A 26,798-nucleotide genomic window follows, 5' to 3' on the forward strand; every position below is an offset into this window, starting at 1 on the left:
TGTAGCGCAGGTACGCGCCGCCGTGGCGTGCCTCATCGCGCGAGATCGTTTCGTAGATCTGCTTGATGACGGGCTCGGTGTGCCAGTCGGCCGCGCAGCGGTACCAGTGGTTCAGGCGGATCTCGCCGCAGAAGTGCAGCATCAGCGTCTCGAGCGGGGGCGCCGGGTCGAACTGGAAACGCACCGCGTGCAGTTCCTCCTCGGTCGGCACCATTTCCGGCCTGAAGCGGCGCAGGTATTCCATCAGCACGAGCGAATGCTTCTGCTCCTCGAAGAACCACACGCTCATGAACGCGGAAAAGTCGCTGTCGTGCTGGTTGTCGCGCAGGAACATTTCCGTCGCGGGCAGCGCCGACCATTCGGTGATCGCGTTCATCTTGATCGTCTTCGCCTGCTCGTCGGTGAGCAGCGAAGCGTCGAACCGGTTCCATGGAATGTCCGTCTCCATGTTCCAGCGCACCGCCTCCAGCGATCTGAAAAGTTCCGGATAGAGCATCGTCGTCACCATCGTTGAGCACGTTCGGGCGCGGCAAGCACACGGGCGCACGGTACCGTCGCGTTCATGCCGATTGCGTGGACGCCGGCACGGCTGCTTCGGCATCAGGCGCGCGGTCGTCCGCCTCGTCTTCCACCGTGCGCGGCGACAGCCTGCCGCGCAGCAGCGCGTAATAGAACTGCCGGTACGTGCGGTGGTAATAGCGGATGCGCGGCCCGATCGCGCCATGCAGATCGTGCAGCCGCTCGATCGGCAGGTTCGGCATCATGTGGTGCTCGACGTGATAGTTGTTGCCGTTCGTGAACCACGTCATGAACGCATTGCTCTCGATCGTCCGCGTATTGCTGAACGGGTCGGTGCTCGTCAGGTCGCAGCGGTAATGCTCGGGCATCTCGACCAGCGCATGCACGGGCGCGGCCACGAACACGAGCGGCACGACCCACACCCACACGACGAACCACGTGTGCAGCGCGAACGACACGCCGGCCAGCAGCGCGATCGCTGCCACCATCAGCAGGTGATCGCGGCGGATCGCGCGCGACACCAACGGGTTGTCGCCGAAACTCGCGCCCGGCACGACGAGCTTCGCGACGTTCTTCGCGAACTGGATATAGTGCGCGGCCATCGACAGCCGCCAGGCCCACAGGCCGAGATTGACGACGGGGCTCGCTCCGTACTGGTCACCGTAATCGAAGAACTCCTTGTTCTCGGGCGTGCCGAGCAGCCGGTGATGACGCAGGTGGCTGTCCTGATATGCATGGAACGACACCAGCATCGGCATGCCGAGCAGCACGCCGAACACCATGTTGAGCCGCTTGCTCCTGAACCCCTGGTAGTGCAGCGCCTGGTGCTGCAGCTCGACGCCGTGCGCGTACATCGCGCCGATCAGCAGGATGCCGACGATCTTCAGGATCACGTACGTCGACAGCGCGAACAGCATGCCGTGCGCAACGAGTGCGACGTAGACCGCCAGCTTCAGCGAGAAGACGACGCCGCTCGGGCGGCTCTTCATGTCTGCAACCGGTTTCGGACGGGCGACAAGCGATGAGGTAACGGACAAAACGCTCTCCTTGGCCGGACCCTGCCCGGCGCCATGACACGGCGACGCTGGCGCGCTGCCGGGTTGCAATTCTTCTGTGAGTCGATGCTTCGGACAAACGAATTTTCCGAACGCATTGCATGCCCCCGGCGCATGAGCGCACCACATCGTGAACTAGACGACCGGTCGAATGCGTACCGACCATTCACCTCGCACGGGTTCACGTGCATGGCAGGCCCGAGTGGATGCGTGCCGCTCATGCATAGCCTGCAAATATTCCGTTTGTCGTGTCATGTCGATCCGGCAAGAATCCTCCTCACTCGACGAACGGCGCCGCCGGCACCGTGGCACGAGCGGCCGTGTTCCTCAAGGGGAGAATCCTCGTGACGAAGTGCGCATCCACCATTCATCGCCTGATCGAATCGCTCGAGGACGTTGCGGGCGCCATGCATCGCATGACGTTCGTCGACGACGCCGGCAACGAGGCGAGCATCACGTACCGGCGCTTCGCGGAAGAGGTGTTTCGCCAGGCCGGCGCGCTGCGCGAACTCGATGTACGCGAGAACGACTTGGTGATGCTTGCATTGCCCGCGTCGGTCGACCACGCGGCCGCGATGATGGCCTGCGTGATGACGGGCGCACTGCCCTGCACCGTGCCCGTTCCCGCGCGGCGCGCCACCGCCGGCCGGCAGGTGATCGACGTCGCATGCGAGCTGTACCGGCCGCGCCTCGTCATCGCCGCGGATGCGCAGTCCGCCGCGTGGCGCGACGATGCGTTTCCCGCCTCGTCCACGCGCGTCGTCGATCTCGAGACGCTGTCGATCGTCGCGGATGCCGGCGCACGCGCGTTGATCAGCGCGAAGCACGGCCGCGATCCGCATCATGTCCAGCTCACGTCCGGCTCGACGTCGCATCCGAAGGCCGCGGTGCTCAGCCACGAGAACGTGATCGCGAACGTGCTCGGCATCGGCGGGTCGGTGCGTTTCGACCTCGCGGCCGGCGACGGCACCGCGTCGTGGCTGCCGCTCTATCACGACATGGGACTGCTCACGCTGCTGTCGAACATGCATTACCGCGCGCCGCTGCTGATGATGCAGCCGAACAGTTTCATCCGGAATCCGCTCGGCTGGTTGAAGCGCATCGCGTCGGCGCGCGCGACGACGACGTCGGTACCGACCTTCGCGTTGCGCTACTGCGTGCGCCGTTTCAATGCCGCCGCGATGGAAGGTGTGGATCTTTCCGCGTGCCGCAACATCTTCATCGGCGGCGAACGCGTGGACGACGCAACGCTGCGCGACTTCGCCGCGACGTTCGCGCCGTACGGTCTCGCGGCATCGGCGCTGCAGCCGTGTTACGGAATGGCCGAATCGACGCTCGCGGTATCGATGCATCGCGCATGGCACGAAGGCACGGTCGACGGCGCGCCGTACGTGATCGCCGACACGCTTGACCGGCGTGCGCTGATCGAGCGCCGCGACGCGCAACCGGCCGCCGCGAACGACAGCGCCGAGACCGACACCGAAACCGTGCTCGCGATGGGCACGCCGATCGAGGGCATGGCGTTCCGGATCCTCGACGACGGCGACCACGCGCTGGCGAATCGCGCGGTGGGCGAAGTCGCGATCCGCGGCACGTCGGTGATGCTCGGCTACCTGAATCCGGACGACGGCTCGATCGCCGCGCCGCTGACGGCCGACGGCTGGTTCCGCACCGGCGACATCGGCTACGTCGCGGACGGCCAGCTCCATATCCTCGGGCGCAAGAAGGAAGTCATCATCATTCGCGGCAGCAACTACTTCCCGCACGAAATCGAGGAGGCGCTTGCTTCGCATCGCACGCTGCGCAAGAGCACGTGCATCGCGTTCGGGCTGCCCGATCCCGAGACCGGCACCGAGCGGCTGGTCGTCGCGATCGAGGCGCGGCCGGTCGATGCGACGCCGCAGACGCGCGCCGAGTGCCAGCAGCTGCTCGCGTCGCGCATCGGCTTCGCCGCGCAGGACCTCTGTTTCGTCGAACCCGGCTCGCTGCCGCGCACCACGAGCGGCAAGCTGCAGCGCCTGAAGTGCCGCGACCTCTATGCGAACGGCGCGCTGTCAGTCATCCACGCGTCGGCGGCAGCCGAAGCCGGCCAGGGAGCGTACGCATGACGACCGCCACGCTCACGCCGGTGCTCGAGCTGCGCGACGTCACACGTGTCTACGAGGGCGCGGGCCGCGTCGTCGCGGTGCGCGGCGCGACGATCTCGATCGGCCGGCGCGACGTCGTCGCGCTCGTCGGCCCGTCGGGCAGCGGCAAGAGCACGCTGCTCAACCTGGCCGGTTTTCTCGACGTGCCGAGCACCGGCGAACGCTGGCTCGAAGGCCGCCGGATCGACGATGCGCCGGACACGCTCGAACGGATTCGCCGCGAGCGCATCGGCTTCGTGTTCCAGCAGTTCAACCTGATTCCGGTGATGTCGGCGCTCGAGAACGTCGAGCTCGGCTGCTTCGCGTGGGGCACGCCGCGCACGCGCCGCGAGCGCGCCCGCGCGATGCTCGACGCGGTGGGGCTCGCCGCGCGCGAACGCCACCGCCCCGGCGAGCTGTCCGGCGGCGAGCAGCAGCGGGTCGCGCTGGCCCGCGCGCTCGCCAAGGAGCCGGCGATCGTGATCGCGGACGAGCCGACCGCCAGCCTCGACAGCACCAACGCACGGGCGGTGGCCGAGCTGATCCTCGACACCAATCGCACGCTGGGCACCGCCTTTCTGATTGCGTCGCACGACGATCGTCTGTGCGCACACCTGCCGCGCCGCATCGAGATGCGCGACGGCATACCGGGAGTGAATCGTGAACTGGTCGACGTTTGCGTGGCGTAACCTCTGGCGCAACAAGCGCCGTACCGTGCTCACGATGGCAATGATCGGCGTCGCCGCGTTCGCGTCGAGCCTCGCGCTCGGCTATGTGATCGCGACCTTCGACGCGGTGCGCGAAGGGTCGATCGACAGCGGCGTCGGCCACGTCCAGGTGCTGCACCACGGCTATCTCGACCTGATCGGCGAGCGGCCGCTGCAGTACGGGCTGACCGCCGACGAGCAGGCCACCGCGACGCACGCGATCGCGGCCCTGCCCGGTGTCGCGACTACCGCACGCGGCGTCGACTTCGACGGGCTGATCTCCAACGGCGATCTCAGCTACGGCTTCGTCGGCGAAGGCATCGAGCCGAACCGCGAGCCGCCGGGCTTCTTCGACTATCACACGGTGCTGTCGGGCCGCTACCTGTCGCCGACGAATGCCGGCACCGAAGTCGTCGTCGGCGCCGAACTCGCGCGCAAGCTCGGCGTGCATGTCGGTTCGGTCGTGCAACTGATGGCGTCGACCGCGCACGGCGGCATCAACGCGACCGACGCGCAGATCGTCGGCGTGATGAGCACCGGCAACAAGGACGTCGACGAGCGGATCGTCAACGTGACGTTCACCGCCGCGCAGGCACTGCTGCGCACCGACCGCGCGTCGCGCATCGCGGTGTTCCTGTCGGATACGGCGCACACGCCGGCCGCCGCCGCGACGCTGCGTGCCGCGCTGCCGGCGCTCGACGTGAAGACCTGGGACCAGCTCGTGTCGCTCTATCACCAGGTCGTCGCGCTGTACAAGAATCAGTTCTCGGTGTTCGGCGCCATTCTCTGCGTAACGATCCTGCTGTCGATGAGCAACTGGATCCTGATGAGCATCGTCGAGCGCCGCCGCGAGATCTCGACGCTGCGTGCCCTGGGCGTGCCGGCTGCAACGGTGCGCGGCGTGCTGATCCAGGAGACCGCCTTCCTCGGCCTGCTAGGGGCTGCCGCCGGCATCGCGGTGGCGCTGCTGACGATGGTCGCGCTCAATCACGCACAGATCCACCTGCCCGCGCCGCCGGGCCGCGTGAAGCCGATCCTGCTCGAATTCACGGTCTCGCCGGCCGCCGTGGCCGCCGTCGAAGGCGCGTTCGTCGTGCTCGGCGTGGCCGCCGCGCTGCTCGCGACACTCGGGCTCGCCAAACGCAACATCCTCGAAGGACTCGCCCCATGATTCGCATTCGCCATCTGGTCGCCGTGCTCGTCGCGTGCGCGCCGCTCGTTCATGCCGCCGACGCACCGACGGCCCAGACCATGCTCGCCCGCGCAGACGCATACCGCAGCACGGCTGCCGATACGCAGACGAACATCCAGATCACGAACGAAGTCGGCGGACAATCCGGCGACGCGACGCGCTATCTCGTCTATACGCGCGGCAACGGCGACACGCTCGCGCTGACGCGCAGCGGCGAGAACGACGGCCAGAAGTATCTCGCGACCACGCGCGGCCACTGGTTCTACGTGCCGAACACGCGCAGCGCGGTACGCATCAACGGAATGCAGCGGCTGCAGGGCGAGGTCGTGATCAGCGACATCACGCGCACGCACTGGGCCGACAGCTATCGCGCATCGGCCGCGCCCGGCGCGACGTCGATCGCCGGCAAGCCCGCGACCGAGCTCGACCTGACCGCGACCGATCCCGACAACGTCTACCCGACGATCAAGCTGTGGGTCACGCCCGACACCGACGTGCCGGTGCGTGCGCAGTTCTTCCTGGCGAGCGGCCTGCTGTTCCGCAGCGCCGACTTCTCCGCGCCGGTCGATGCGAACGGGCGCAAGGTGATCCGCAAGATCACGTATCGCAACGAGATCGAGAAGCAGCGCGCAAGCGTCGTCGACATCCTCGACGGCCAGCCGCACAAGATTCCGTCGGGCTGGTTCAATCCCGACACGCTTGCCGATGGCCAGTGACAACGACGCCCATGTCGACGCCCGTCGTGACCGCCTCCGCCCATCATCCGGCCGAATCTGGCCCGCCGTCGCGCTCGCCGTCCCGCTTGCGCTCGGCTGCACGCTCGCGCACGGAGAATCGCTGATGGAACAGTTGAGCACGCTGAACGGCATCGCGTACGCACGCTCGGTCGACAGCATGGACGGTCATGCGCTGCTCGGCGCCCTGATCGGCGACGAGCCGCGCAACCAGCAGGAAGCGGGCCTGCTCGCGCGCATCGACGGCGAGAACCTGTTCATGAACGTGCGCGCCGTCGCAAGCAGCCACTCGCTCGGCGCGCAGGCCACCCGCTTCAACGAGGCCGGCGTGCGCTACGCATTCGACAACGGCATCACGCTCACGGCCGGCAAGCGGATCGATCCGCTCGACACGTCGCAGGCGTTCTTTCCGCTGGGCTTCTTCCAGAAGCGCGCCGCGACGGCCGACATCTACGACCGCTACGGCGATGTCGAGGGCACGCCGCTCGTCGAAGCGAAATGGACCGGCGAGCAGACCACGCTGCAGTTCATCGCCGGAGAAAACCGCACGCTGCGCAACGACGTCGACAACCGCGACGTGCAGGGCGCGACGCAGCTCGTGCGCGGCGCGTACAACTGGTCGGGCGGCTCGGCCGCGTTGCTCGCCGGCCGTCATGCGGGCCGTGGCGGCGCCGGCGCGACGCTGTCGTTCGACGTCGCGCGCTCGAACACCGTCTATGTGAGCGCGTGGCTCGAGCGCGGCACGACGCGGCCGCTGCCCGCCTTTATCGCGAACGGCACGCCGGTCGATTCGCCGGCCGCGTACGACGCCGTCGATCGCCGCAACGATCGCCAAGTCATGTGGCGCAGCGCGGTCGGCATGCAGAGCGCACTGCCCGGCAACCTGTCGCTGATCGTCGAGTGGTCGCACGATGAAGCGCGTTACGACGCGAACCAGTGGCGCCAGATGGTCGGCGCGGCCCGCGCGAACAACGCGCTGCTGCCCGTCGCGCCCGGCGCCGCACTGGCCGGCCTCGGCGGCACGGCCGATTTCGTGAGCGTCGACGGCAACCTGCGCGACTACCTGTTCGCGCGGCTCGGCAAGAAGATCGGCCGCGTCGAGTATTCGCTGCGCGGCGTCTATTCGCCGCAGGACAAGGGCCTGCTCGCGATCGCGCAGGTCGTCGCCGACCTGAACAAGCGCGTAAGCGTCGATGTCGCGGTCACCCGCGCGTTCTCCGACAGCAACTCCGAGTACCGGATGGTCGGTCTCGGCACCCGCATCGACGCCGCCGTGCGCGTGCGTTTCTGACAGGAACCCTGCCCATGTCCACGCTTTCCGTCCCTGCTTCGTCCGCCGACCCGCTCGCGACTCCACCGCTGCTGCTGCGCGTGGCCGACCAGGCCGCGTATCCGGTGCTGCGCCACTTCGACACGATCGAGTCGCTCGGCACGCCGCCGCGCGCGGCCGCCCGGCTCGTCGAAGCCGCTGCCGTGCGGTTGCTCGACAGCGAGATGGTGATCGCGCTGCATGCCGCCACGTTGGGCGTGCTGCCCGACTCGTCCGCGTCGGCACCGCTTCGGCACGACGAGGCGCCGCTCACCGAAGCGCTGCTCGACCAGATCGAGCGCGAAGGGTTTCATCACCTGTTCAAGCCGTTCATGCGTGCGTTCATCCGCATCATGTTCGGGCTGTTCTTCTCCGACGACCAGAACCGCCGTGCGTGCGACTGCATCGACAGCGGCCACAACTTCGCGTTCCTGATGAGCGACGGCGGCGGCCCGACGCTCGCCGCCTGGCGCACGGTCGTGCGCAGCGACGACAACGGCCTCGCGCTCACCGTCGACAAGGTATGGGGCATCGAAGCGCATCGCGACTGCATGGCGGTCGTCGCCGCGCGGTTGCCCGGCGTGATGTTTCCGGCGGCCTACCTCGTGTGGCCCGACGAGTACCGGAAGCTGAAGCGCACGACCTGCGGCGCGCCGTTCCTCGCGGGCAACCTGCAGCTCGCGAACGTCGGCGGCCAGGTGCGCGCAAGCGCCGAGGATCGCCTGCGGATCGGCGGCCCGACCGTGTTCAACAAGTACCTGACCGTCGTGCGGCCCTACTTCGTCCGCGCGCTGATGGCGCACGTCGGCTGGCTCGAACGCACCGGCCGCGTCGAATTCGATGCCGACGCGCGCGCCGTGCACAGCTTCATCGCCGACGCCGCGCGCAGCCAGACCGACGACGCGCACTACAGCTTCGGCAAGGTGCAGCGCGTGCTCGCGATCAAGCTGCTGTCGAACGAGTTCCTGACGGCACTCGTGCGCGACGGCAAGGTGGCGGCCTTCGACGACCAGCGCGACCTGCTGGCGTTTTCGAAGATGGAAGGCAGTTCGTACCGTTGTTATCACGAGCTTCGCAAGAGCCTGCGCTGCGAAGCCGGCAGTTGACCCACGCGACAGGCCGATCGATCCCGATCAACCCACTTCATTACCAGGAGCTCCTCTCATGACGACCCAGAACGTTCCGGCCGACGCGCTCGACATCCTGTCCCGCGAAGTCGCGAAGATCCTCAACGTCGAGACCGTCGACACCGACGCCGGCATCGGCGAACTCGGCATCGATTCGCTGAACATCGTCGAGCTGATCGTGTTCTGCGAACAGCTCTACGGTTCGATCGACCCGGAAGCGCTGAACATCACGCAGTACACGACGCTGCAGCAGCTCGACGCGCAACTGCGCCGCCAGCAGCACGCCGCCTGATACGACGATGCTCGCGCCCCTTGCGACCGTGGCGGCCCCCGCCGCCCAGCCGGCCCCGGCGACCGCGCTGACCGTGCAGGCGCTCGCGTACCGGCGCGTCGCGCCGTCGCGCGACGGCGCGGCCGTGCCGCTCGACGACACGGCCCGCGCGATCGGCACGCTCGCGTGTGCCGAACGCGAGCGGCTGTGCGGCGCGGTCGGCGCGGACGACTACGTGGTCAGCTCGACGATCCTGTCGATGCTGCTGATGAACGATTCGCCGCAGCATCGCGTGTTCGCGCAGGCACTCGCCGGCGCGAACGACTACACGCCCGACTGGATGACCTGCTCGTACGAATGCGCGGGCTGGGGCTACGTGCTGCGCCGCACGCTGGCAACCGCGGCCGAAACCGGGCCGCGCACGCTGCTACTGCAAATCGTCGACATCGACGTGCACGGCTTTACGTACTGGCACGGCAACCCCGCCTGGGGGCGTTCGGGCTTCGGCGTGTGCACGCTGCTCATCGACGTCGGCCGCGAAGCGTCACCATCAGCACCATCGGTGCTCGCGGACGCCGCGCCGCCGGCCAGCGCGGTCGTGCGGCTGGGCCGCGACATCCGCACCTTCTGCGCCGCCCGCCCCGGCGTTCACGCGGCGCTGCCGTTCTTTCCGGCGACGTCGCGCCGCGCGCTGCTCGCGTCCGTCGGCAAGACGCCGCTGCTGCCGGACGGCCACGGGCTGTTCGGTCATGCGTTCGGCAGCGATCCGTGGCTGTCGGTGCTGCTGGCACATCGCGACGGCGACACGCCGCGCCGCGCGGCCGTCTGCTCGCTCGCGCTGAACGGCTACTACGCGGTCGCCGATGTCGCATTCGCGCCGGACGCGACCTTCTCTCTCGACGGCGAGGCGTGACATGGTGCGACCCGTTCACTTCACCTACCGGATCGAGCGCGATGCGCGGCAGCCGCTCGCGATCGCCGCGAGCGCGTACCGGATGCCGCTCGACACGCCGGCCGACTACGCGCGCGCCGCGCTCGCGGAAGCGGCCGGCGATGCGTACGACGCCGGCGATGCATGCGGCGGCGAGCGCCGCGTGCTGCTCGACCACGTCCAGTACTTCGCATTCCTCGCGGAAATCACTGCTCGAATCCGCGACACCGTGCATCCCGACGTACGCGTGTTCATCGAAGTCTGCGCGCCGTACTTCGGTGCGCTGCCGGCCGAACTGCTCGCGCCGCACGTGCTGCTCGGCGTGCACCTGTACGACGAAGCATTGCGCGATGCCGCGCGCGGCGCGCCCGTCGTGTGGATCGGCGACCGGATCCTGCGCGATGCGGAGTTCGCCGGCGACAACCGCGTGTGCTGCGCGATCTGGCCCGCGCGGCTCGCCGATGCCTTCGACGCGCAGCTGCGCGGCGCGTGGCCGTCGTTTGCGATCCGCCTCGAGCCGCACCCGGCCACACCGCGCGGCGCGGCCGCGACGCTTACCGATTCCGCCCATCATTCCGGCGCCGCCGCGCGGCCGGGGAGACCCTGAAATGACTGACACGCTCACCGTTATGCAGGACACGGCCGACATCCGCTGGTCGATGCCCGTCGACGCACTGATGTCGAACGACTACGCGCTGCGCGAAGAGGCGCTGAACCGGCTGTACGAAAAGGCGAAGGCCGCACAGTGGGACGTCGCGACCGACGTCGACTGGAGCCACGACCTCGATCCGGCGAACCCGCTCGGCATGCCCGACCCGACGCTGCTGATCTACGGCACCGAACTGTGGGGCAAGCTGTCCGACGCCGACAAGCGCGAGGTGCGCCATCACGCGCAGGGCTGGCTGCTCTCGCAGATCCTGCACGGCGAGCAGGCCGCGCTGATCTGCGCGTCGAAGCTCGCATCGGCCGAGGACGGCCTGAGCGCGCGGCTGTGCGCGGCCGCGCAGATGATGGACGAAGCACGCCACGTCGAGGCCTACGCGAAGCTCGTCAACGAAAAGCTCGACGTCAGCTACCCGATGAGCCGCTCGCTGAAGGGGCTGCTGCACGACACGATCACGAGCAGCGCGCTCGACATGACGAACCTCGGGATGCAGGTGCTCGTCGAGGGCATCGCGCTGTCGATCTTCCAGAGCGTCGTCGCGTACAGCACCGATCCGTTCATCAAGGACCTGTTCGCGCGGATCCAGCGCGACGAAGCGCGCCACTTCGCCGTCGGCCGGATCACGCTGTGCCGCGTGTACGCGGAGATGAGTGCGCACGAGCTGCGCGAGCGCGAGCAGTTCGTCTGCGAAGGCGCGGCCGTGCTGTACGAGCACCTGTGCGCGGACGACATCTGGGAACCGATGGGGCTGTCGAAGCGCGAATGCAGCGCGATGGTGCGCGAGTCGCCAGTGTCGAGCTCGATCCGCCGCTCGATCTTCCGGCGCCTGGTGCCGACGATCCGCGAGATGGGCCTGCTCACGCCGACCGTGCAGGCAACCTTCGAAAAACTCGACGTCCTCGACTACGCGGCAATGCCGCTCAACTGAACCATGACGACGAACGCCTCCCAAGCATCACGCGATTTCTGGATCGGCATCGACGCGGTGGCCTACGAGTTGCCCGGCCTGCCCGTCGATATCGAGGCCTGGGCCGCCGAGCGCGACTACCCGGCGCAGCGGGCCGCAGCGATCGCGCAGTCCGGCAGCCGCTATTTCCACATGGCGCTCGACACGAGCGAGACCGAACTCGCGATCGCGGCGGCCGGCCGCCTGCTCGACACGGCGCGCGTGCATCCGTCCGACATCGGCGCGATCGTGCACGTGCACACGCAGCAGTTCAGCGTGCCGCCCGCACCGCGCAGCCTGCCGCACGAACTGGCCGCGCAGCTCGGCATCGAGCCGCTGTGGCTCGGCTCGGTCGCGCAGCTGAACTGCGTGTCGGTCGCGGCCGGCATCGAGACGGTGCGCGCGCTGATGCGCCGCTATCCGCAGCTCGACGCGGCGCTCGTCGTGTCGTCCGACCGCGTGTACGGCGAGGATTACCGGATGCGGCAGATGACGGGCGTGCAGTGCGACGGCGCAGCCGCAATGCTGATCGCACGCAACAGCACGAAGAACCGGCTCGGCGGCATCGCGATCGAGACGCATGCGAAATGGCATCGCGGCTCGGATACCGTCGCGGCCAACGAAGCCGACCTGATCATGATGGAGTGGCCGTACACGCGCAAGGCGATCGACGCAGCGGTCGCGCTCGAACCGCACGCGCTCGACGCGTACGAGCTCGTGCTGCCGCACAACGCCGACCTGCCCGGCTGGAACGCGCTGTGCCGCGCGATGCGCGTGTCGGCCGAGCGGCTCTATGCGGAAAACATCCATGCGCGCGGCCACGCGTGCTGTTCGGATTTTCCGATCAACCTGGCCGACGTCGGGCTCGACGCGGTCGCGCGCGGGCAGCGCGTGCTCGGCGTGATGCAGTCGAACTGCGGGGCGTATGCAGCCGCCACGCTCCATCCGGTGGGCCGCCATGACGCCTGAGCGCCCGCTTCCGCCCGCCGGCGACCACGCGTGGATCGCCGACCTGCGCACGCCGTGCTACGTGTACGAACCGGAAGTCGCGATCGCGCGCTACCGGTCGTTGAAGGCGCGGCTCGGCACGCGGCTGATCGTGTCGCTGAAGGCGAACCCGAACCAGGACATGCTCGCGCGCTGCGCGCACGCGTACGAGGACGGCGTCGAACTTGCGAGCCGCGGCGAACTCGACGCGGTGATCGGCCGGATCAAGACGCCGCGCTACCTGAACAACCCGTCGATGGACGAGATGTTCATGCGGGCCGGGCTCGCGTCGCGCTGCCATTTCGTGCTCGACAACCCGGACGCGGTCGCGCGCTTCGTGCCGCTGGCGCGCGAAGCGGCGGCCGGCGGCAGCACACCGGGCGCCGTCCTGCTGCGCGTGAATGCCGGCGCGCTGGCCGGCGACGATGCGCGCTCGCTGTGGCACGACCACTTCGGGATGACGCCGAACGAGGCGCACGACGCGGTGCGCACGCTCGCCGCCGCCGGCTTGGCCGTAGCCGGACTGCACGTGTTCTCCGGCCCGCATTCGTTCATCCGCCAGGACGCGACACAACCCGACACGCTCGTGCTGCCCGAACGGCTCGCGGCGCTGGCCCGCGATCTCGCGCCCGCCAACGGCGCCCCGCTCGCGTCGCTGAGCCTCGGCGGCGGCTTTGCCGACGATCACCCGGGCGACGCCGCGTTCGGGCGCTATGCCACAGCGCTCGCGCCGCTGGCCGGCCAGTACTCGCTCGCACATGAATCCGGCCGCGCGATCTTCGCCGATGCGGGCGTGTTCGCGACGCGCGTCGTCGCGGTCAAGGCGTGGCAGGACCGCACGATCGCCGTCTGCGACGGCGGGCTGTCGCACGCGTTCCTGCTCGCGCAGACCGAATCGGTGATGCGCCGGCTGGCCGCGCCGTCGCTCGTGCGCCGCACGGCAGCGCCGCCGGTGCGCGGCGTGCCGACGATCTATGTCGGCAGTACGTGCAGCCGCGCGGACGTGATCGGCCGCGACGACACGGGCGCACCGCCGCAGGTCGGCGACATCGCGGTGTTCGCGCGCTGCGGCGCGTATCACCGCACGTACTCGATGGCACATTTCCTGTCCCACGAAGCCGCGCACGTGTACGTGCGGCCCGCCTAGACCAACCAGAGAGAGGAGCCGATCATGAACGCACTGATCAGCGTCGCCGACCTGCTCGAACACGGCGCCGCGCGCTGGCCGCAACATCCCGCGTATGCCGACGGCGGCAGCACGATGACTTACGAACAGCTCGCGCGCGCGGTCCGGCGCGCCGCCGCCGCACTCGCATCGCGCGGCGTGCGGCCCGGCGAGCGCATCGCCATCTACGCGCCGAAACGCATCGAAACCGTGGTTGCGATGCTCGCGGCCAACGCGCTTGGCGCGATCTTCGTGCCGGTCAATCCGCAGTTGAAGGAAGCGCAGATCGAACATATCGTCGCCGACAGCGGCGCGGCACTGTTCATGACCGGCGCGCAGCGGTTGAAGCGCCTGCCTGCGCTCGCCGCGCTCGTCGGCGCTCGCGCGATGCTGATCGAGGAACTGGCCGAGGCGATCAACGCGCCCGGCACCGACGCACCGGCACCGGCCCCCGCCGGCCGGCCGGTGGACGACGATCCCGCCGCCCTGCTCTACACGTCGGGCTCGACCGGCAAGCCGAAAGGCGTGGTCGTGTCGCACCGCAACCTGGTGTCGGGCGCCTTCAGTGTCGCCGCGTACCAGGGGCTGGCCGATGACGACGTCGTGCTCGGCGTGCTGCCGCTCAGCTTCGACGCGGGCCTCAGCCAGCTCACGACCGCGCTGGCGTCCGGCGCGTGCTACGCGCCGCTCGACTTCCTGCAGCCCGCCGAAGTGCCGCGCCATTGCGACGCGTTCGGCGTGACGTCGATCACCGGCGTGCCGCCGTTGTGGATGCAGCTCGCGCCCGCCGGCTGGAGCGATACGGCGCGCACGCGGATCCGCCGCTTCGCGAACACGGGCGGCCATCTGGCGACGCCGCTGCTGCACCGCCTGCAGGCGCTGTTCACGAACGCGTCGCCTTACCTGATGTACGGGCTTACCGAAGCGTTCCGTTCGACGTACCTGCCGCCGGCCGACGCGGCGCTGCGCCCGACGTCGATCGGCAAGGCCGTGCCGAACGCCGACATCCTCGTGCTGCGCGCGGACGGCAGCGAATGCGCGGCCGACGAGCCGGGCGAACTCGTGCATCGCGGCGCGTTCGTCACGCTCGGCTACTGGAACCGGCCCGAGCTGACCGCGCAGCGCTTTCGGCCGCTGCCGCGCCGGCACGGCGAGATCCCGCGCCCCGACGTCGCCGTGTGGTCCGGCGACATCGTGCGGCGCGACGCGGACGGCTACCTGTATTTCGTCGCGCGCGGCGACGACATGATCAAGACGTCCGGCTATCGCGTCAGCCCGACCGAGGTCGAGGACGTGCTGTTCGCGCTGCCCCACATCCGCGAGGCGGCGGTGTTCGGCGTGCCGCATGCAGCGCTCGGCGAGGCGATCGCCGCGTGCGTCGTATCGACGCTCGACGCCGACGCGTGCCGCGCCGACATCGCGCGCGCCTGCCGCGACGCGCTGCCCACCTACATGAGCCCGCTCGTCGTCGAGCCGCTGCCGGCGCTGCCGCGCAACCCGAACGGCAAGATCGACCGCCCCGCGCTGAAAAACCAGTATCGCGACGCGTTCGCGCGCACGAACGAGGAGACCGCCGCATGACCCTGTCGACGCTCGATGAAACCTGCCTCGGCGCGCGCCGCGTCGCCGAGCCCGGCACGCTGGCCCTGTCCGGCGGCGTCGTGGTGCTGCCGCCCGCCGTCGTGTTCAGCGCGATCCAGGCACAGGAACGCCACCCCGGCTACCGGCACCTGCTGCTGCCACAGGCGCGCTTCGCGCGGCCGCGCGGCATGGGTGCGCTGACGCCCGACGAAGGCACGCGCCTCGCGCCGGGCGGCCGGCCCACGCTACGGGTCGCGCCGCCCGGGCGCAGCCTCGCCGATCTCGCCGCCGATGCGGCCCTCGACCTGCGCGACCAGCTCGGCTCCGGGCAGCTGGCCCGCACGACCCACGTGATCGTCGCGAGCTGCGCGCTCAACGAAGGCATCGGCGACTCGGTCGTCGGCCGCATGCAATACGAGCTCGGCCTGCAGCGCGTGACGCCGTTCGCGCTCGGCCAGAACGGCTCGCTCGGCTGGTATTCGGCGCTGATGCTGCTCGACGGGCTGCTCGACGAAGGCGACCAGGCGCTCGTGATTCTCAGCGACAAGTGGCTCTACCCGTTCTTCCGCCAGTTCGGCGACCTGGTCGGCTACGGCGACGCGGCCGCCGCGCTGCTCGTGTCGCGCGCGGGCCAGGCGCCCGAACCGGCCGACTGGGGCGGCGTGCGGTCCGTCGCGGTCGAATTCGGGCCGTCGATCGCCGATCCGTGGGCCGACGCACCGGGCGCACTGCGCGACACGCTCGCGCCGATAGCCGCGCGCGCGATCCGCCGCGCGCTCGACATGGCGAACCTGCGCGCAAACCAGATCGACTGGTGTGTGCCGCCCGGCTTCGATCCCGGCTTCGCCGCGCGCGTGACCGACGCCGCATCGATCCCGGTCGGCGCACGAATCCAGCACGACGGGTCGGGCCACCTGTCGTCGGCCGAATCCGCGGCCGCGCTGATCCGTCTCGCCGGCGCGCTCGACGAAGGCGAACGCCGCACGGTGCTCGTGTGGGATGCGGCACTGCATGGCGCGGCGGCGGCGGCCGTCGTCGACCTCGCCGGCGGCCTCGATGCCGCGCTCGATATCGAAGGAGACGCGTGATGAGCGCCTACAAGGTGAGCCTGCGCGAATTGCGCTTCTTTTTGTGGGAACTGTTCGAAGCCGACCAGCGGTTCCTGACGGAACACAGCCCGTACGGTACGCACGACCGCGCGTCGATCGACGCGCTGCTCGAACGCGCACGCGACTTCGCACTCGAGCTCGGCCGCAGCTACCAGCAGGCGGACGTCGAGGGCTGCACGCTGCTCGACGACGGCCAGGTGCGCATTCCATCGCATTTCCACGCGCTGTGGGCGCGGTTTCGCGACGAATGGTCGAACACGCTGTTCGGCACCGCGCACGGGCTGCCGCCGATCGTCACGCAGATGATCTACGAGATGTTCATGGGCGCGAACCCGTCGTTCATGACGTACGGCGGCTTCACGCGCCCCGCGATCAAGCTGCTGCAGATGCACGGCACGCCGCACCAGAAGGCGCTGATCGCGCCGCTCGAGGCGTACCGCTGGGACGCATGTTTCTGCGCGACCGAGCCGCAGGCCGGCACCGACCTCACCGCAGTCGCGCTGCGCGCGACGCCGCTCGAACGCGACATCTACGCGATCGACGGCGAGAAGGTCTACATCTCGGCCGGCATGCACGAGCTGACCGAGAACACGCTGTATTTCGTGCTCGGCCGCATCGACACCGCATCGCCCGACTCGTTCTCGCTGTCGTGCCTCGTCGTGCCGCGCTTCTGGCCGGACGAGGAAACCGGCGAGTTGCAGCCGAACCATGTCGACTGCATCGGCCTGCCGCGCAAGATGGGGCTCAAGGGCTGCGCGAACACGCACCTCGTGTTCGGCGCGAACGGCACGACCAGAGGCTGGCTGCTCGGCGGCCGGCGCAACGTCGGCCTGCTGCAGCTGATGCCGCTGATGAACCAGGCGCGGATGAGCACCGGGATGTTCGGCGTCGGCGTCGCGTCGAGCGCGTACCTGCATGCGGTCGAGTATGCAGGCCGCCGGCTGCAGGGCCGGCCGATCGAGCGCGCGTCGAACACCCACGCCGCGCGCGTCGCGATCGTCGAGCACGCGGACGTGCAGCGCATGCTGGTCGACATGAAGAGCCGCGTCGACGGCTGCCGCGGCCTGCTCGGCAAGCTCGCCGCGACCGCCACGCGCGCGGCGATGCTCGAAGCCGCGCCCGACGCCGACCCGGCCGAGATCGAGCGTCACCGCAAGCTGCAACTGCTGCTGACGCCGATCTGCAAGGCGTTCATCTCCGACCAGGCGTGGCGGATCTGCGAAACCGCGATCCAGGTGCACGGCGGGCTCGGCTATACCGATGCGAGCCCCGTCGAGCAGAACGCGCGCGACGTGAAGATCCTGTCGATCTGGGAAGGCACGAACTACATCCAGGCGCAGGACCTCGTGCGCGACAAGCTCGGCTTCGGCCGCCATTCGCGGCTGATCCAGTACTACCGCGACGAACTCGACGTGTTTCTCGCGCGCCAGCATCACACAGGCACGCATGCGGAGCTGCGCCCGCTGTTCGATGCGCTGCGCGCGGGTGCCGACCGGATCGCCGCCGCGCTCGACGACATCGCGCGCGACGTGCAGGACGGGCACACGCACCGCAGCAGCCAGTTCTACACGCGCTTTCTCGAGATGTTCGGCATCGTCACGTCGGCGTGGGTATTGCTCGAATCGGCGGCGATCGCCGCGCGCCGACTCGACGCGCCGGACACCGCCGATACGCCGGCCGAACTGGCGTTCTATCGCGGCAAGCTGAAAAGCGCGCGCTACTACTTCGCGAACGTGCTGCCCGTCGTCGACCAGCACGCGGCCGTGATCGCCGCGATGGCGCACGCGGCAATCAGCGTCAGCAGCGAAGAACTCGCGCAGGTGGAATGACATGGATACGACGCTCGATTCCCGTACGACCGCTTCGGCCACCTCGACCACCTCGGCCGGCGACGCGCCGCGCAACCTGCTCGGCCGCCCGGCGACCCGCCATCGCGGCACCGACATCGACGGCGCGACGCTCGAACCCGAAGCGCTGCGCGTACGCGATCTCGACCTGAACGCGCTGATCGGCGCGACGACGTTCGAAGGCGCGCTCGCGCACCTGTGGTTCGACGTCGCACCGGGCAGCGCCGCGCATCATGCGCACGAGGCGACGATCCGGACGCGGCTCGCGGCGTTCGCCGATGCGCTGGCGCCCGGCTCGGCCGCCCAGTCCGTCGCCGCCGATCTCGGCGCGGCGGGCGTCGCGCCAGTGTTCGCGGCTGCGTCCGGCCTGCTGCGCGGCTTCGACGACGTAACGGCTCGCGTGCACGGCGGCGCGCCGGACGACGCCGATCTCGACACGATGCTGCTGTGCGCGGCCGCCGCGCCGTTCCTGCTGCATGCGGCGATCGAAGGCCGCCCGTTCGCCGCGCGCAACGACGAAGCCGGTGCGTCGCTCGCCGGCCCTTCGACCCAGGCGCAACGCATGCTCGTGCTGACCGGCGCGACGCGCACCGACGCGCCGGCGCAAGCGGCAATGGACATGCTGCTCGTCGCGTGGCACGCCGGCTTCGGCTACATCACGCCGACCGTGCTCGCGCCGCGTGTCGCGATCGGCACCGGCGTCACGCTCACGCAGGCGATCGCCTCCGGTTTCCTCGCGAGCGGGCCGTCGCACGTCGGCGCCGCGCTCGAAGCGATGCACTGGCTCGCCGCGCTCGCGCACTCCCTCCCGGGCGGCACCGATGCGCCGCCCGCCGCGCTCGACGCGGCCGGACGCGCGGCGATCGATGCAACGCTCGACGCAAAGCACACGCTGTACGGCTTCGGCCATCCGCTGTTCGTGGCCGACCCGCGTCCGCCGCACATGCGCGGCCTGTTCGCCGCGCAAAGCTTCGACGGCGCGTACGTGACGCTGTTCGACGCGTGCTGCGCGCAGGCCGACGCCCGCCGCGCATTGCGGCCGAACATCGATTTCCTGACGGCCGCGACGCTGCTCGAACTCGGTGTCGCCGCGCCGTCGTGGGGCGTCGGCGTCGGGCTCGGCGCGCGCATCGCGGCGATGGCCGCGCATGCGGTCGAGCGCCGGCGCCGGCCTGCTTTCGGCGTCAACAGCGCGACCGCGCGACGGCTGCTGGCCGCCGTGCCGGTCGGCTGGCTGTGAACCCTCCTCCCTCCGCACTCAGCAAAAGGACCGTCATGCTGCTCAAGAACCTGCGCCCGGCGAACGACTACGATCGATTCGCCACCGAAACGCTCGAACCGTGGGACCTGCTGTTCATCAGCCGCATCCGCCAGCTCGCGCGCGGGATGACGCCCGGCGTGATCGCCGACATCGGCACGGCCACCGGCGTCGTGCCGGTGCGGCTCGCGACCGATCCGGCGATGCGCGGCTGGCGCTACGTCGGCATCGACCTCGATCCGGCGATGCTCGACGAAGGCCGCCCGCGCATCCACGAACTCGATCTCGACGACACGATCGAGATGCGCGTCGGCGACGCGCTCGCACTGCCGTTCGACGACGGCACGCTGACGATGGCGGTCGGCCGCGCGACGCTGCACCACCTGCCCGACAAGGCGTTGAGCCTCACCGAGATGTATCGCGTGCTGGAACCGGGCGGCATCGCGCTCGTGCACGACATGCGCCGCGACGCGCCGCAGCACCTGCTCGACCGCTTCACCGAGATGCGCGCCGCCGCCGACTATCCGCCGACCCACGTCGAGGAAAAGATCACGCTGGACGAAGCGCACGCGCTCGTCGCCGAAGCCGGTCTCGCGGAAGTCGCGTCGATCTACAGCCCGAGCGCCGGGCTCGGCGCACTCGGCTTCGAGATCCTGCTGAAGAAACCGGCGCTGGCCTGAGCGATGACCGACCTCGCCTTCCTCGCCGCGCACGCCGCCGTGCGGCTCGGCGCCGACGACGTGCACTGCGCGGCGGTCGCACCCGGCGCGACGCTGCCGCTGTGCGTGACGCCGCGCAGCGCCGAACTCGCCACCTCGCCGGAGATGTTCGTCGCGTGGTACCGCTCGCGGCTCGACACGATCGACACGCTGCTCGACGCGTGCGGCGCGCTGCTGTGGCGCGGCTTCGCGGTGCCCGACACCGCCGCGTTCGGCCGCCTCGGCGCGCTGTATCCGGCGCACGCGAACGGTTACACGGCGGGCGCCGCACCGCGCAAGCAGATCGACGGCCAGGTGTACGAGTCGACCCGCATGCCGCCACCGTTCAAGATCGGGCTGCACCAGGAAATGGCCTACATGCCCGCGTTCCCGCGCCTCGTCGCATTCTATTGCCGGCAGCCGGCCGACGCGGGCGGCGAAACGCCGCTCTGCGACATGCGGCGCGTGACGGCGCGTGTGCCGGCCGCGTTGCGCGAACGGTTCGCCGAACGCGGCGTGATGTACCTGCGCAATTTCGCGGCGCCCGGCGATCGTGCGGACGGCCTCGCCGCCAACCCGAACCTGCCGTTCGCCGAATACCACCGGCCGTGGCATGACGCATTCGGCACGAGCGACCGTGGCGAGGTCGAGCGGCTGTGCGCGGAACGCGGCGTCGGCTGCCGCTGGCTCGACGACGGCAGCGTGACCGTGTCGCACGTCGGCAGCGCGCTGCGCGCGCATCCGCGTACCGGCGAAACCGTCTGGTTCAACCAGGCGAGTGCGCAGCACCCGAACCCGCGCTCGATGGGCGAGCTCAGCTACCGCTACCTGCAGCGCATGTACGGCGGGCGCGCGGCGTTCCCGTACGAGATCCGCTATGGCGACGGGTCGCCGATGCCGTTCGACGATCTCGTCGCGATCTACGACGCGTTCGACGACGAGGAGCGCGCGTTCCCGTGGCAGGCCGGCGACGTGCTCGTCGTCGACAACATGCTGGTCGCGCACGGCCGCAACCCGTACCGGGGCGCGCGCGACACGCAGGTCATGCTGTTCGACTGACAGGAAGCCGACGATGAGCGATTCGTTCCTCGCCTCCGTGCGCGCGCTGTTCGGCCCGCACACCGCGTTCGACCGGCCGCTGCGCACGGCCACGCAGCCGCTGCCCGATGCGCACGCGCCGGGCGCCGCACTCGGCGCGCGCGCGATCGACGTCGCGGCCGGCGATTTCCGTTTTTCCGCGCGGCACGTCCGGTTCCGGCTCGGCGCCGTCACCGCGATCGTCGGGCCGAACGGCTCCGGCAAGACCACGCTGCTCGAAACGCTGCTCGGCTTCCGACGCGGCGGCACCGACGTGCGCGTGCTCGACGTGCCGGCCGCGCGCTTCATGCGCGATACGCGGTCGCTACGGCGGATCGGCGCGCAGTTGCAGAAGGTCGAGTATCCCGACCACCTGCGCGTATCGGAGATCGTCGCGCTGCACCGCGCGATGTACGTGCAGGCGGACGCCGCGATCACCGACGCGCTCGGCATCGCCGAGCTGCTCGACAAGCCGTGCCGCGCGCTGTCGAAGGGGCAGCGCCAGCGCATCGATCTCTACGTGGCGCTCGCGCACCGGCCCGAACTGGCCGTGCTCGACGAACCGTTCACCGGCCTCGACCGCCGCTATGCGGGCGTCGTGATCGACCTGCTGCGCCACCGCGCGCGCGGCACGAGCGTCGCGATGATCTGCCACGCCGAGGAAGAGCTCGCCGTCGTCGACGATCTCGTATGGGTGCGCGACGGCGGCGTGCGCTACCAGGGGGACAAGGACGCGTTGCGCGCCGAGCTCGTCGGCGATGCGCGCGCGGTCCTGCATTGCCGCGACGAAGGCGACGCGCGTGCGCTGCGCAAGCGGCTCGCGGCACTGCCGGGTGTGACCGGCGTGCGCGTGTCGGCGGCACATGTCGTCGAGGTGTTCGGCGATGCGACGCTGCATCCGAACGTGCACCGCATCGTCGGCGAACAGGGCATCCAGCATCTCGCGCTCGCGCCGAGCACGCCGGGCGACCTGCTGCGCCTCTGTACCGAGGGCCCCACCCATGACTAAGGTGTTCCTGATTCTCGTGCGCAACGAGCTGCTCGGCTACCTGCGCAGCCGCTCGTCGCTGTTCTGGACGCTCGTGTTCCCGGTGTTCCTGCTGAGCGTGATGCTGTTCGCGTTCGGCGGGTCGGGTTCGCTCGGCACCGCAGACATCGCATTCGACGTGCCCGGCGGCGCAACGCCGTACAGCCGCGCATGCGAAGCGCAGATCGTCGCCAGCCTCACGCACAGCGACACGGTGAAGGCAACCTTCGGCGGCCATGGCGCGGCGGCCGATCGCGTGACCGTCGTGCTCGGCAACGACGAGCGCACGCCGGCGACGATCCGCTACGACTTCAACGGCTCGCTCGCGGTCAAGGCCGCGTCGCGCGTCGTAGAGATCGCGCTCGCGCGCTGTGCCGCGCAGCGGCTCGGGCTACCCGCCGCGCAGGCACGCTTCGAGAACGCGGCACCCGCGCGCCGCCCGTTCGACTACGGCGCGTTCTTCGCGACCGGCATTCTCGTGATGGCGTTCATGGCGATCGGCCTCAACTCGACGACGACCGCGATCGCGTCGCTGCGCGAACGCAATACGTTCAAGCTGTACGTGTGCTTCCCGGTCTCGCGCGGCGTGTTCCTCGCCGCGCTGATCGTCGCGCGGATGGTGATGATGGCGCTGTCGGCGCTCGTGCTGCTGACGGTCGCACGCGTCGCGTTCGGCATCGCACTGCCGATCGCGACGCCGGACGGGCTGCGCGCATTGCCGATCGTGCTGCTCGGCGCGGCGATGGTACTCAGCATCGGCGTGCTGCTCGCGAGCCGCACCCGATCCCTGGCGGCCGCCGAACTCGCCTGCAACGTCACCTACTACCCGCTGCTGTTCTTCAGCGACCTGACGATCCCGATGCATGACGCGCCGGCCTGGCTGAAGGCGGTACTCGCGTTCCTGCCGACCAACCAGTTCGCCGTCGCGCTGCGCGGCGCGCTGGTCGACGGCGCCCCGTACGCGCAGCTCGCACCGCAACTGCTCGGCATGACCGCGAGCACGGCGCTGTTCCTGTTCGCCGCCGCGCGACTGTTCCGCTGGCACGACGCTTGACGCGTCGCCCGTTGTTTCGACGTTTCGACGAAGGAGAAACCCCCGATGAAATCGAGCCATCCCATCACCGACTACCTGCTGCACGCGAGCAACTTCCTGCCGGCAATCGTGTTCCTGTTCTATGGCCGGCTCGGCCCCGGACAGCCGGACGTGCGCTGGACACACGCGTTCCTGATCGGCGGCGTGCTCGCGCTCGTGCACGGCGCATGGCTGATCCGCCGCGCGGACCGCAACAGCATCGCGATCGGCGTCGACCTGTTCCTCGTGATCGGCGCGGTGCTCGCGCTCGTGTCGCCGACAGGTAGCCGTTTGTGGGGTGAGGAACTCGGGCCGGCCGCGATGCTCGTCTGCGTGCTGGTCGTCGGCATCGTGCATACCGCGTGGTCGGACGGCGGTTTCGTCGACGGCACGTTCGTCGACCACGGGCGCGCGCGTTCGCTGTCGATCGTGCTGCTCGCCGTCACCGTCGTCGCGCTCGCGGTGTCGATCACGATGCGGCACAGCCCGCTGTGGGGCGGCGTCGTGCCGCTGATCGCGCTGGTCGTCGTGCGCGGCCGCCTGCGCAAGCAGCTCGTGCGGGCCAGCTGACGATGAGCGCGCTGCCCGACCGCGCCGCGCAGCGGCACGCGCTCGCCGCGACGCTCGGCGACGGCTGGCTCGACGGTGCATCGGGCGACGCATGCGAGCCATACGCGACGGACGTGACGCTCCACGGCGGCATCGCACTCGGCGTCGCGCGGCCCGCCTCGACCGCCGGCACGAGTGCGCTCGCACGAGTCGCCTTCACGCACCGCATCGCGCTCGTCGCGCAGGGCGCACGCACCGGGCTCGTCGGCGCCGCCGTGCCCGATCGCAGCGGCACGCAATGCGTGGTGTCGTTCGACCGGATGCGCGCCGTTCGCGCGTTCGACGCGGCGAATCGCAGCATCACGGTCGAAGCCGGCGTGCGGCTGTCCGACATCAACCGCGTGGCAGCCGAAGCCGGCCTCTGCCTGCCGATCGACCTCGGCAGCGATCCGGCGGCCGGCGGCCTCGTCGGCGCCAACGCGGGCGGCAGCCGCCTGATCAAGTACGGCGACGTGCGCCGCAATGTGCTCGGAATCGAAGTCGTGCTCGCCGATGCAGCGGGCACCGTGATCGACGCGCTCGCGCCGCTGCGCAAGCGCAACGCGGGCTTCGACGTCACGCAATGCTTCATCGGCACGAACGGCGCCAACGGGCTCGTGACGGCCGTATCGTTCGCGCTCACCGCGCTCGAACGGTCGTCGTGCGCCGCGTTCGTCGCGTTTGCCTCGTACGACGCGGCACTCGCCGGCCTGCTCGCGTTCGAGCGCGCGTTCGGCGAGATGCTGTCGGCATTCGAATTCATGTCGGCCGCGGCCGTCGGATGCGTCGCGGCCGCGTTTCCGGCGGCGCGCATTCCGTTCGAAGCCGACGCTGCCGCGTGCTATGCGCTGGTCGAGATCGCGACCGGCATGCCGGGGCTCGATGCGCTCCTCGAGGAACGCACGATCGCGACGCTCGATGCGCTGGCGGGCGAACGCGTGGTGCTCGACGCGGCCTGCGCGCCGGCCGAACGGTTCTGGCGGATCCGCGACGCACTGCCGGCCGCGGTTGCGCAGGGCGGCATGCCGCTGTCGTTCGACGTGTCGTTTCCGCGCGGCGCGCTGGCTGCGTTCGTCGCCGACGCCGAGCAATGGATCGCGGCAGCGCATCCATTGCTGCGCTGCCATGCGTTCGGCCATTTCGGCGACGGCGGCTGCCATCTCGTCGTGTCGATCCCGCACGCCAGTGCGGAACGCTACGGGCCGCTGCAGCAGGTGGCGCTGCGCGGCGCGCTGTACGAGCGCGTGGTGCGGGCCGGTGGCTGCTTCAGCGCAGAGCATGGCGTCGGGCCGGTCAACGTCGCGTACTACCGCAAGCACGTGCCGGCCGCGCACCGCCAGGTCGCCGCCGCCGTCCAGCACGCCGTCGACCCGCTGGGTCTGATCGGGCGTGTCCGCTATTGATGCGCCGTCGCGGCGCCACGGAGAATTCGCATGACCCTTCGACACCCGCCCGGCCCGGGACCTGTTTCCGAACCGGATGCCGACCCGCCGCTCTCCGGCATCCCGGCCACGCTGCCCGACTCGGGCGTCGTGGTCAATGTACGAGGGGTGGCGTACGTGATCCAGCTGCCACCGCGCGATCATGCGCGCCCGGCGCTGTGGCGCGAGCTGGCGGATTGGCGCGACGACCGGTCGGGCGATGGCCACCTCGAGCCGGACGGGCGGCGCGATTGATTCAGTTCGCCCCGTCGTACGTGACGATTTCGATCCAGTTCGCGCCCTTGCCGACCGGATACTTGCCGATCGCGTCAAGGCGGCCGGTGTGCCGGTCGATCCTGTACACCGCAAGCGTCGGTGACAGTTGTCCGGCCGCCAGCAGATACGTGCCCGACGGATCGATCGCGAAACCGCGCGGCTGCTGCTCGGTCGCGAACGTACCGATCCGCACGAGCTTGCCCGACGCCGGATCGACACGGTACGCCGCGAGCGTGCTCGACGTGCGTTCCGACGCGTAGAGGAATTTCCCGTCCGGCGTCAGGTGCAGGTCCGCGCCCCACGGCTTGTCGCCATGAAAATCCGGCGGCAGGATCGACACGGTCTGGATCGGCCGCGCATCGGCGCCGCCGCGCGACAGCGCAAGCACGTGCAGCTTGCCGTCGAGCTCGTCGATCAGGTATGCGAACCGCCCGTTCGACGAAAACACGAAATGGCGCGGCCCCGACTTCTCCGGCAGCCGGTACGCGGGCTCGCCCGTATCGGTCAGCTTGCCGGTCGATGCGTCGAACGGCAGGCGCAGCCACGCATCGGCACCGAGCACGGAAGCGAACACGTAGCGACCGTCCGGCGACTGGCGGATCGCGTGTGCCATCGGGCCGGTCTTCACCGTCTGCTGCACGTCTCCGGCCACGCCGTTCTCGCCGATCCGGTTGACCGCGAGCAGGTTACCGCCGTACGACGCGGAGAACAGATAGCGGCCCGACGCATCGGTCGACACATACGCCATGCTGTCCGCGAGCGGCGAGCGGCCGAGCTCGATCAACCGCCCGTCGAGCGGATTGATCGCGAAGCTGACGACGCGATAGGGCGCCGAGCGCAGCGCCGCGTACAACCGGCGATGATCGGGCGACAACGCCATCGGCATCACGGTGCCGTCGACCGGCACGGTTTCGATCGCGGTCAGCGCGCCGTTCGACGGATCGACGCCGAACACCGAGATGTCGCGGCTGTCGCTGTTCGATACGTACGCATACGTCGCGGCGTGCGCAAGCGGTGCAGCCAGCGCGAATGCGGCGGCCGCGACGGCGCGCCGCCATGCCGTTGTCCTGTTCATGTGGAGTCGCTGCGGGTGAAGAAACCGTCGACGTGA

At 69.8% G+C, this 26,798-nt stretch carries 26 protein-coding genes; 23 read left to right on the forward strand and 3 right to left on the reverse strand.

Annotated elements, in window-relative coordinates:
- Positions 1–505, reverse strand: a 505-nt coding sequence (locus B7G54_RS16905; RefSeq protein ID WP_482764049.1) for a ferritin family protein, incomplete at its 3' end; no start/stop codon positions are given.
- 55 nt (positions 506–560) lie between these two features.
- Positions 561–1,508, reverse strand: a complete 948-nt coding sequence (locus B7G54_RS16910; RefSeq protein WP_085040103.1) for a fatty acid desaturase family protein — start codon at positions 1,506–1,508, stop codon at positions 561–563.
- Between the two features lie 410 nt (positions 1,509–1,918).
- Between B7G54_RS16910 and B7G54_RS16920 the strand changes: the two genes are divergently transcribed.
- The 23 genes from B7G54_RS16920 to B7G54_RS17030 are packed head-to-tail and all read left to right on the forward strand — an operon-like array spanning position 1,919 to position 25,666.
- Positions 1,919–3,682: a fatty acyl-AMP ligase gene (locus B7G54_RS16920; RefSeq protein WP_244289358.1), complete on the forward strand. Its 1,764-nt coding sequence runs from the start codon at positions 1,919–1,921 to the stop codon at positions 3,680–3,682.
- Entirely contained in the window at positions 3,679–4,389 is a 711-nt protein-coding gene (locus B7G54_RS16925; RefSeq protein WP_085040105.1) for an ABC transporter ATP-binding protein, read from the forward strand. The genes B7G54_RS16920 and B7G54_RS16925 overlap by 4 nt, the downstream gene beginning before the upstream one ends.
- Entirely contained in the window at positions 4,361–5,578 is a 1,218-nt protein-coding gene (locus B7G54_RS16930) for an ABC transporter permease (protein WP_085040106.1), read from the forward strand. The genes B7G54_RS16925 and B7G54_RS16930 overlap by 29 nt, the downstream gene beginning before the upstream one ends.
- Complete coding sequence (locus tag B7G54_RS16935) at positions 5,575–6,315, forward strand: outer membrane lipoprotein-sorting protein (protein WP_085040107.1); 741 nt, start codon at positions 5,575–5,577, stop codon at positions 6,313–6,315. Before B7G54_RS16930 ends, B7G54_RS16935 begins: the two co-directional genes overlap by 4 nt.
- A complete protein-coding gene (locus tag B7G54_RS16940; protein WP_085040108.1) occupies positions 6,305–7,624 on the forward strand; it encodes a hypothetical protein in 1,320 nt (439 codons plus the stop codon). Before B7G54_RS16935 ends, B7G54_RS16940 begins: the two co-directional genes overlap by 11 nt.
- A 14-nt stretch (positions 7,625–7,638) precedes the next feature.
- Positions 7,639–8,748, forward strand: coding sequence for a hypothetical protein (locus B7G54_RS16945; RefSeq protein ID WP_085040109.1), 1,110 nt, complete (start codon positions 7,639–7,641; stop codon positions 8,746–8,748).
- A 58-nt stretch (positions 8,749–8,806) separates the two neighbouring features.
- Entirely contained in the window at positions 8,807–9,061 is a 255-nt protein-coding gene (locus B7G54_RS16950) for an acyl carrier protein (protein WP_011350104.1), read from the forward strand.
- 7 nt (positions 9,062–9,068) lie between these two features.
- The gene (locus B7G54_RS16955; RefSeq protein ID WP_085040110.1) at positions 9,069–9,953 is read left to right on the forward strand and encodes a hypothetical protein; all 885 of its coding nucleotides are present in this window, start codon (positions 9,069–9,071) and stop codon (positions 9,951–9,953) included.
- 1 nt (position 9,954) lies between these two features.
- Positions 9,955–10,578 carry a hypothetical protein gene (locus B7G54_RS16960; RefSeq protein ID WP_085040111.1) on the forward strand — a complete coding sequence of 208 codons (624 nt, stop codon included), beginning with the start codon at positions 9,955–9,957 and terminating at the stop codon, positions 10,576–10,578.
- Position 10,579: 1 nt separating this feature from the next.
- Positions 10,580–11,563 (forward strand): ferritin-like domain-containing protein, encoded by a 984-nt coding sequence (locus tag B7G54_RS16965; RefSeq protein WP_085040112.1) that lies wholly within the window; start codon positions 10,580–10,582, stop codon positions 11,561–11,563.
- A 3-nt stretch (positions 11,564–11,566) separates the two neighbouring features.
- Positions 11,567–12,550 carry a ketoacyl-ACP synthase III family protein gene (locus B7G54_RS16970; protein ID WP_085040113.1) on the forward strand — a complete coding sequence of 328 codons (984 nt, stop codon included), beginning with the start codon at positions 11,567–11,569 and terminating at the stop codon, positions 12,548–12,550.
- A complete protein-coding gene (locus tag B7G54_RS16975; RefSeq protein ID WP_085040114.1) occupies positions 12,540–13,715 on the forward strand; it encodes a type III PLP-dependent enzyme domain-containing protein in 1,176 nt (391 codons plus the stop codon). Before B7G54_RS16970 ends, B7G54_RS16975 begins: the two co-directional genes overlap by 11 nt.
- 24 nt (positions 13,716–13,739) lie before the next feature.
- Entirely contained in the window at positions 13,740–15,314 is a 1,575-nt protein-coding gene (locus B7G54_RS16980; protein WP_085040115.1) for an acyl-CoA ligase (AMP-forming), exosortase A system-associated, read from the forward strand.
- Positions 15,311–16,402, forward strand: a complete 1,092-nt coding sequence (locus B7G54_RS16985; RefSeq protein ID WP_085040116.1) for a hypothetical protein — start codon at positions 15,311–15,313, stop codon at positions 16,400–16,402. Before B7G54_RS16980 ends, B7G54_RS16985 begins: the two co-directional genes overlap by 4 nt.
- Complete coding sequence (locus tag B7G54_RS16990; RefSeq protein WP_085040117.1) at positions 16,402–18,252, forward strand: acyl-CoA dehydrogenase; 1,851 nt, start codon at positions 16,402–16,404, stop codon at positions 18,250–18,252. Before B7G54_RS16985 ends, B7G54_RS16990 begins: the two co-directional genes overlap by 1 nt.
- Before the next feature lies 1 nt (position 18,253).
- Entirely contained in the window at positions 18,254–19,510 is a 1,257-nt protein-coding gene (locus B7G54_RS16995; RefSeq protein WP_085040118.1) for a citrate/2-methylcitrate synthase, read from the forward strand.
- A gap of 35 nt (positions 19,511–19,545) precedes the next feature.
- The gene (locus B7G54_RS17000) at positions 19,546–20,208 is read left to right on the forward strand and encodes a class I SAM-dependent methyltransferase (RefSeq protein ID WP_085040119.1); all 663 of its coding nucleotides are present in this window, start codon (positions 19,546–19,548) and stop codon (positions 20,206–20,208) included.
- A 3-nt stretch (positions 20,209–20,211) separates the two neighbouring features.
- Positions 20,212–21,285, forward strand: coding sequence for a TauD/TfdA family dioxygenase (locus B7G54_RS17005; RefSeq protein ID WP_085040120.1), 1,074 nt, complete (start codon positions 20,212–20,214; stop codon positions 21,283–21,285).
- A gap of 13 nt (positions 21,286–21,298) precedes the next feature.
- Positions 21,299–22,312: an ATP-binding cassette domain-containing protein gene (locus tag B7G54_RS17010; RefSeq protein WP_085040121.1), complete on the forward strand. Its 1,014-nt coding sequence runs from the start codon at positions 21,299–21,301 to the stop codon at positions 22,310–22,312.
- The gene (locus B7G54_RS17015; protein WP_085040122.1) at positions 22,305–23,384 is read left to right on the forward strand and encodes an ABC transporter permease; all 1,080 of its coding nucleotides are present in this window, start codon (positions 22,305–22,307) and stop codon (positions 23,382–23,384) included. The genes B7G54_RS17010 and B7G54_RS17015 overlap by 8 nt, the downstream gene beginning before the upstream one ends.
- A 45-nt stretch (positions 23,385–23,429) precedes the next feature.
- Positions 23,430–23,972, forward strand: a complete 543-nt coding sequence (locus tag B7G54_RS17020) for a permease (RefSeq protein ID WP_085040123.1) — start codon at positions 23,430–23,432, stop codon at positions 23,970–23,972.
- Between the two features lie 2 nt (positions 23,973–23,974).
- Positions 23,975–25,393: an FAD-binding oxidoreductase gene (locus B7G54_RS17025; protein ID WP_085040124.1), complete on the forward strand. Its 1,419-nt coding sequence runs from the start codon at positions 23,975–23,977 to the stop codon at positions 25,391–25,393.
- 30 nt (positions 25,394–25,423) lie between these two features.
- Positions 25,424–25,666 (forward strand): hypothetical protein, encoded by a 243-nt coding sequence (locus B7G54_RS17030; RefSeq protein WP_085040125.1) that lies wholly within the window; start codon positions 25,424–25,426, stop codon positions 25,664–25,666.
- A 1-nt stretch (position 25,667) separates the two neighbouring features.
- On the opposite strand, the gene B7G54_RS17035 is transcribed toward B7G54_RS17030, so the two are convergent.
- The gene (locus B7G54_RS17035; protein ID WP_085040126.1) at positions 25,668–26,762 is read right to left on the reverse strand and encodes a lactonase family protein; all 1,095 of its coding nucleotides are present in this window, start codon (positions 26,760–26,762) and stop codon (positions 25,668–25,670) included.
- Between the last annotated feature and the right edge of the window lie 36 nt (positions 26,763–26,798).

The sequence above is a fragment of the Burkholderia puraquae genome (genome assembly GCF_002099195.1).
Classification (GTDB): Bacteria; Pseudomonadota; Gammaproteobacteria; order Burkholderiales; family Burkholderiaceae; genus Burkholderia; species Burkholderia puraquae.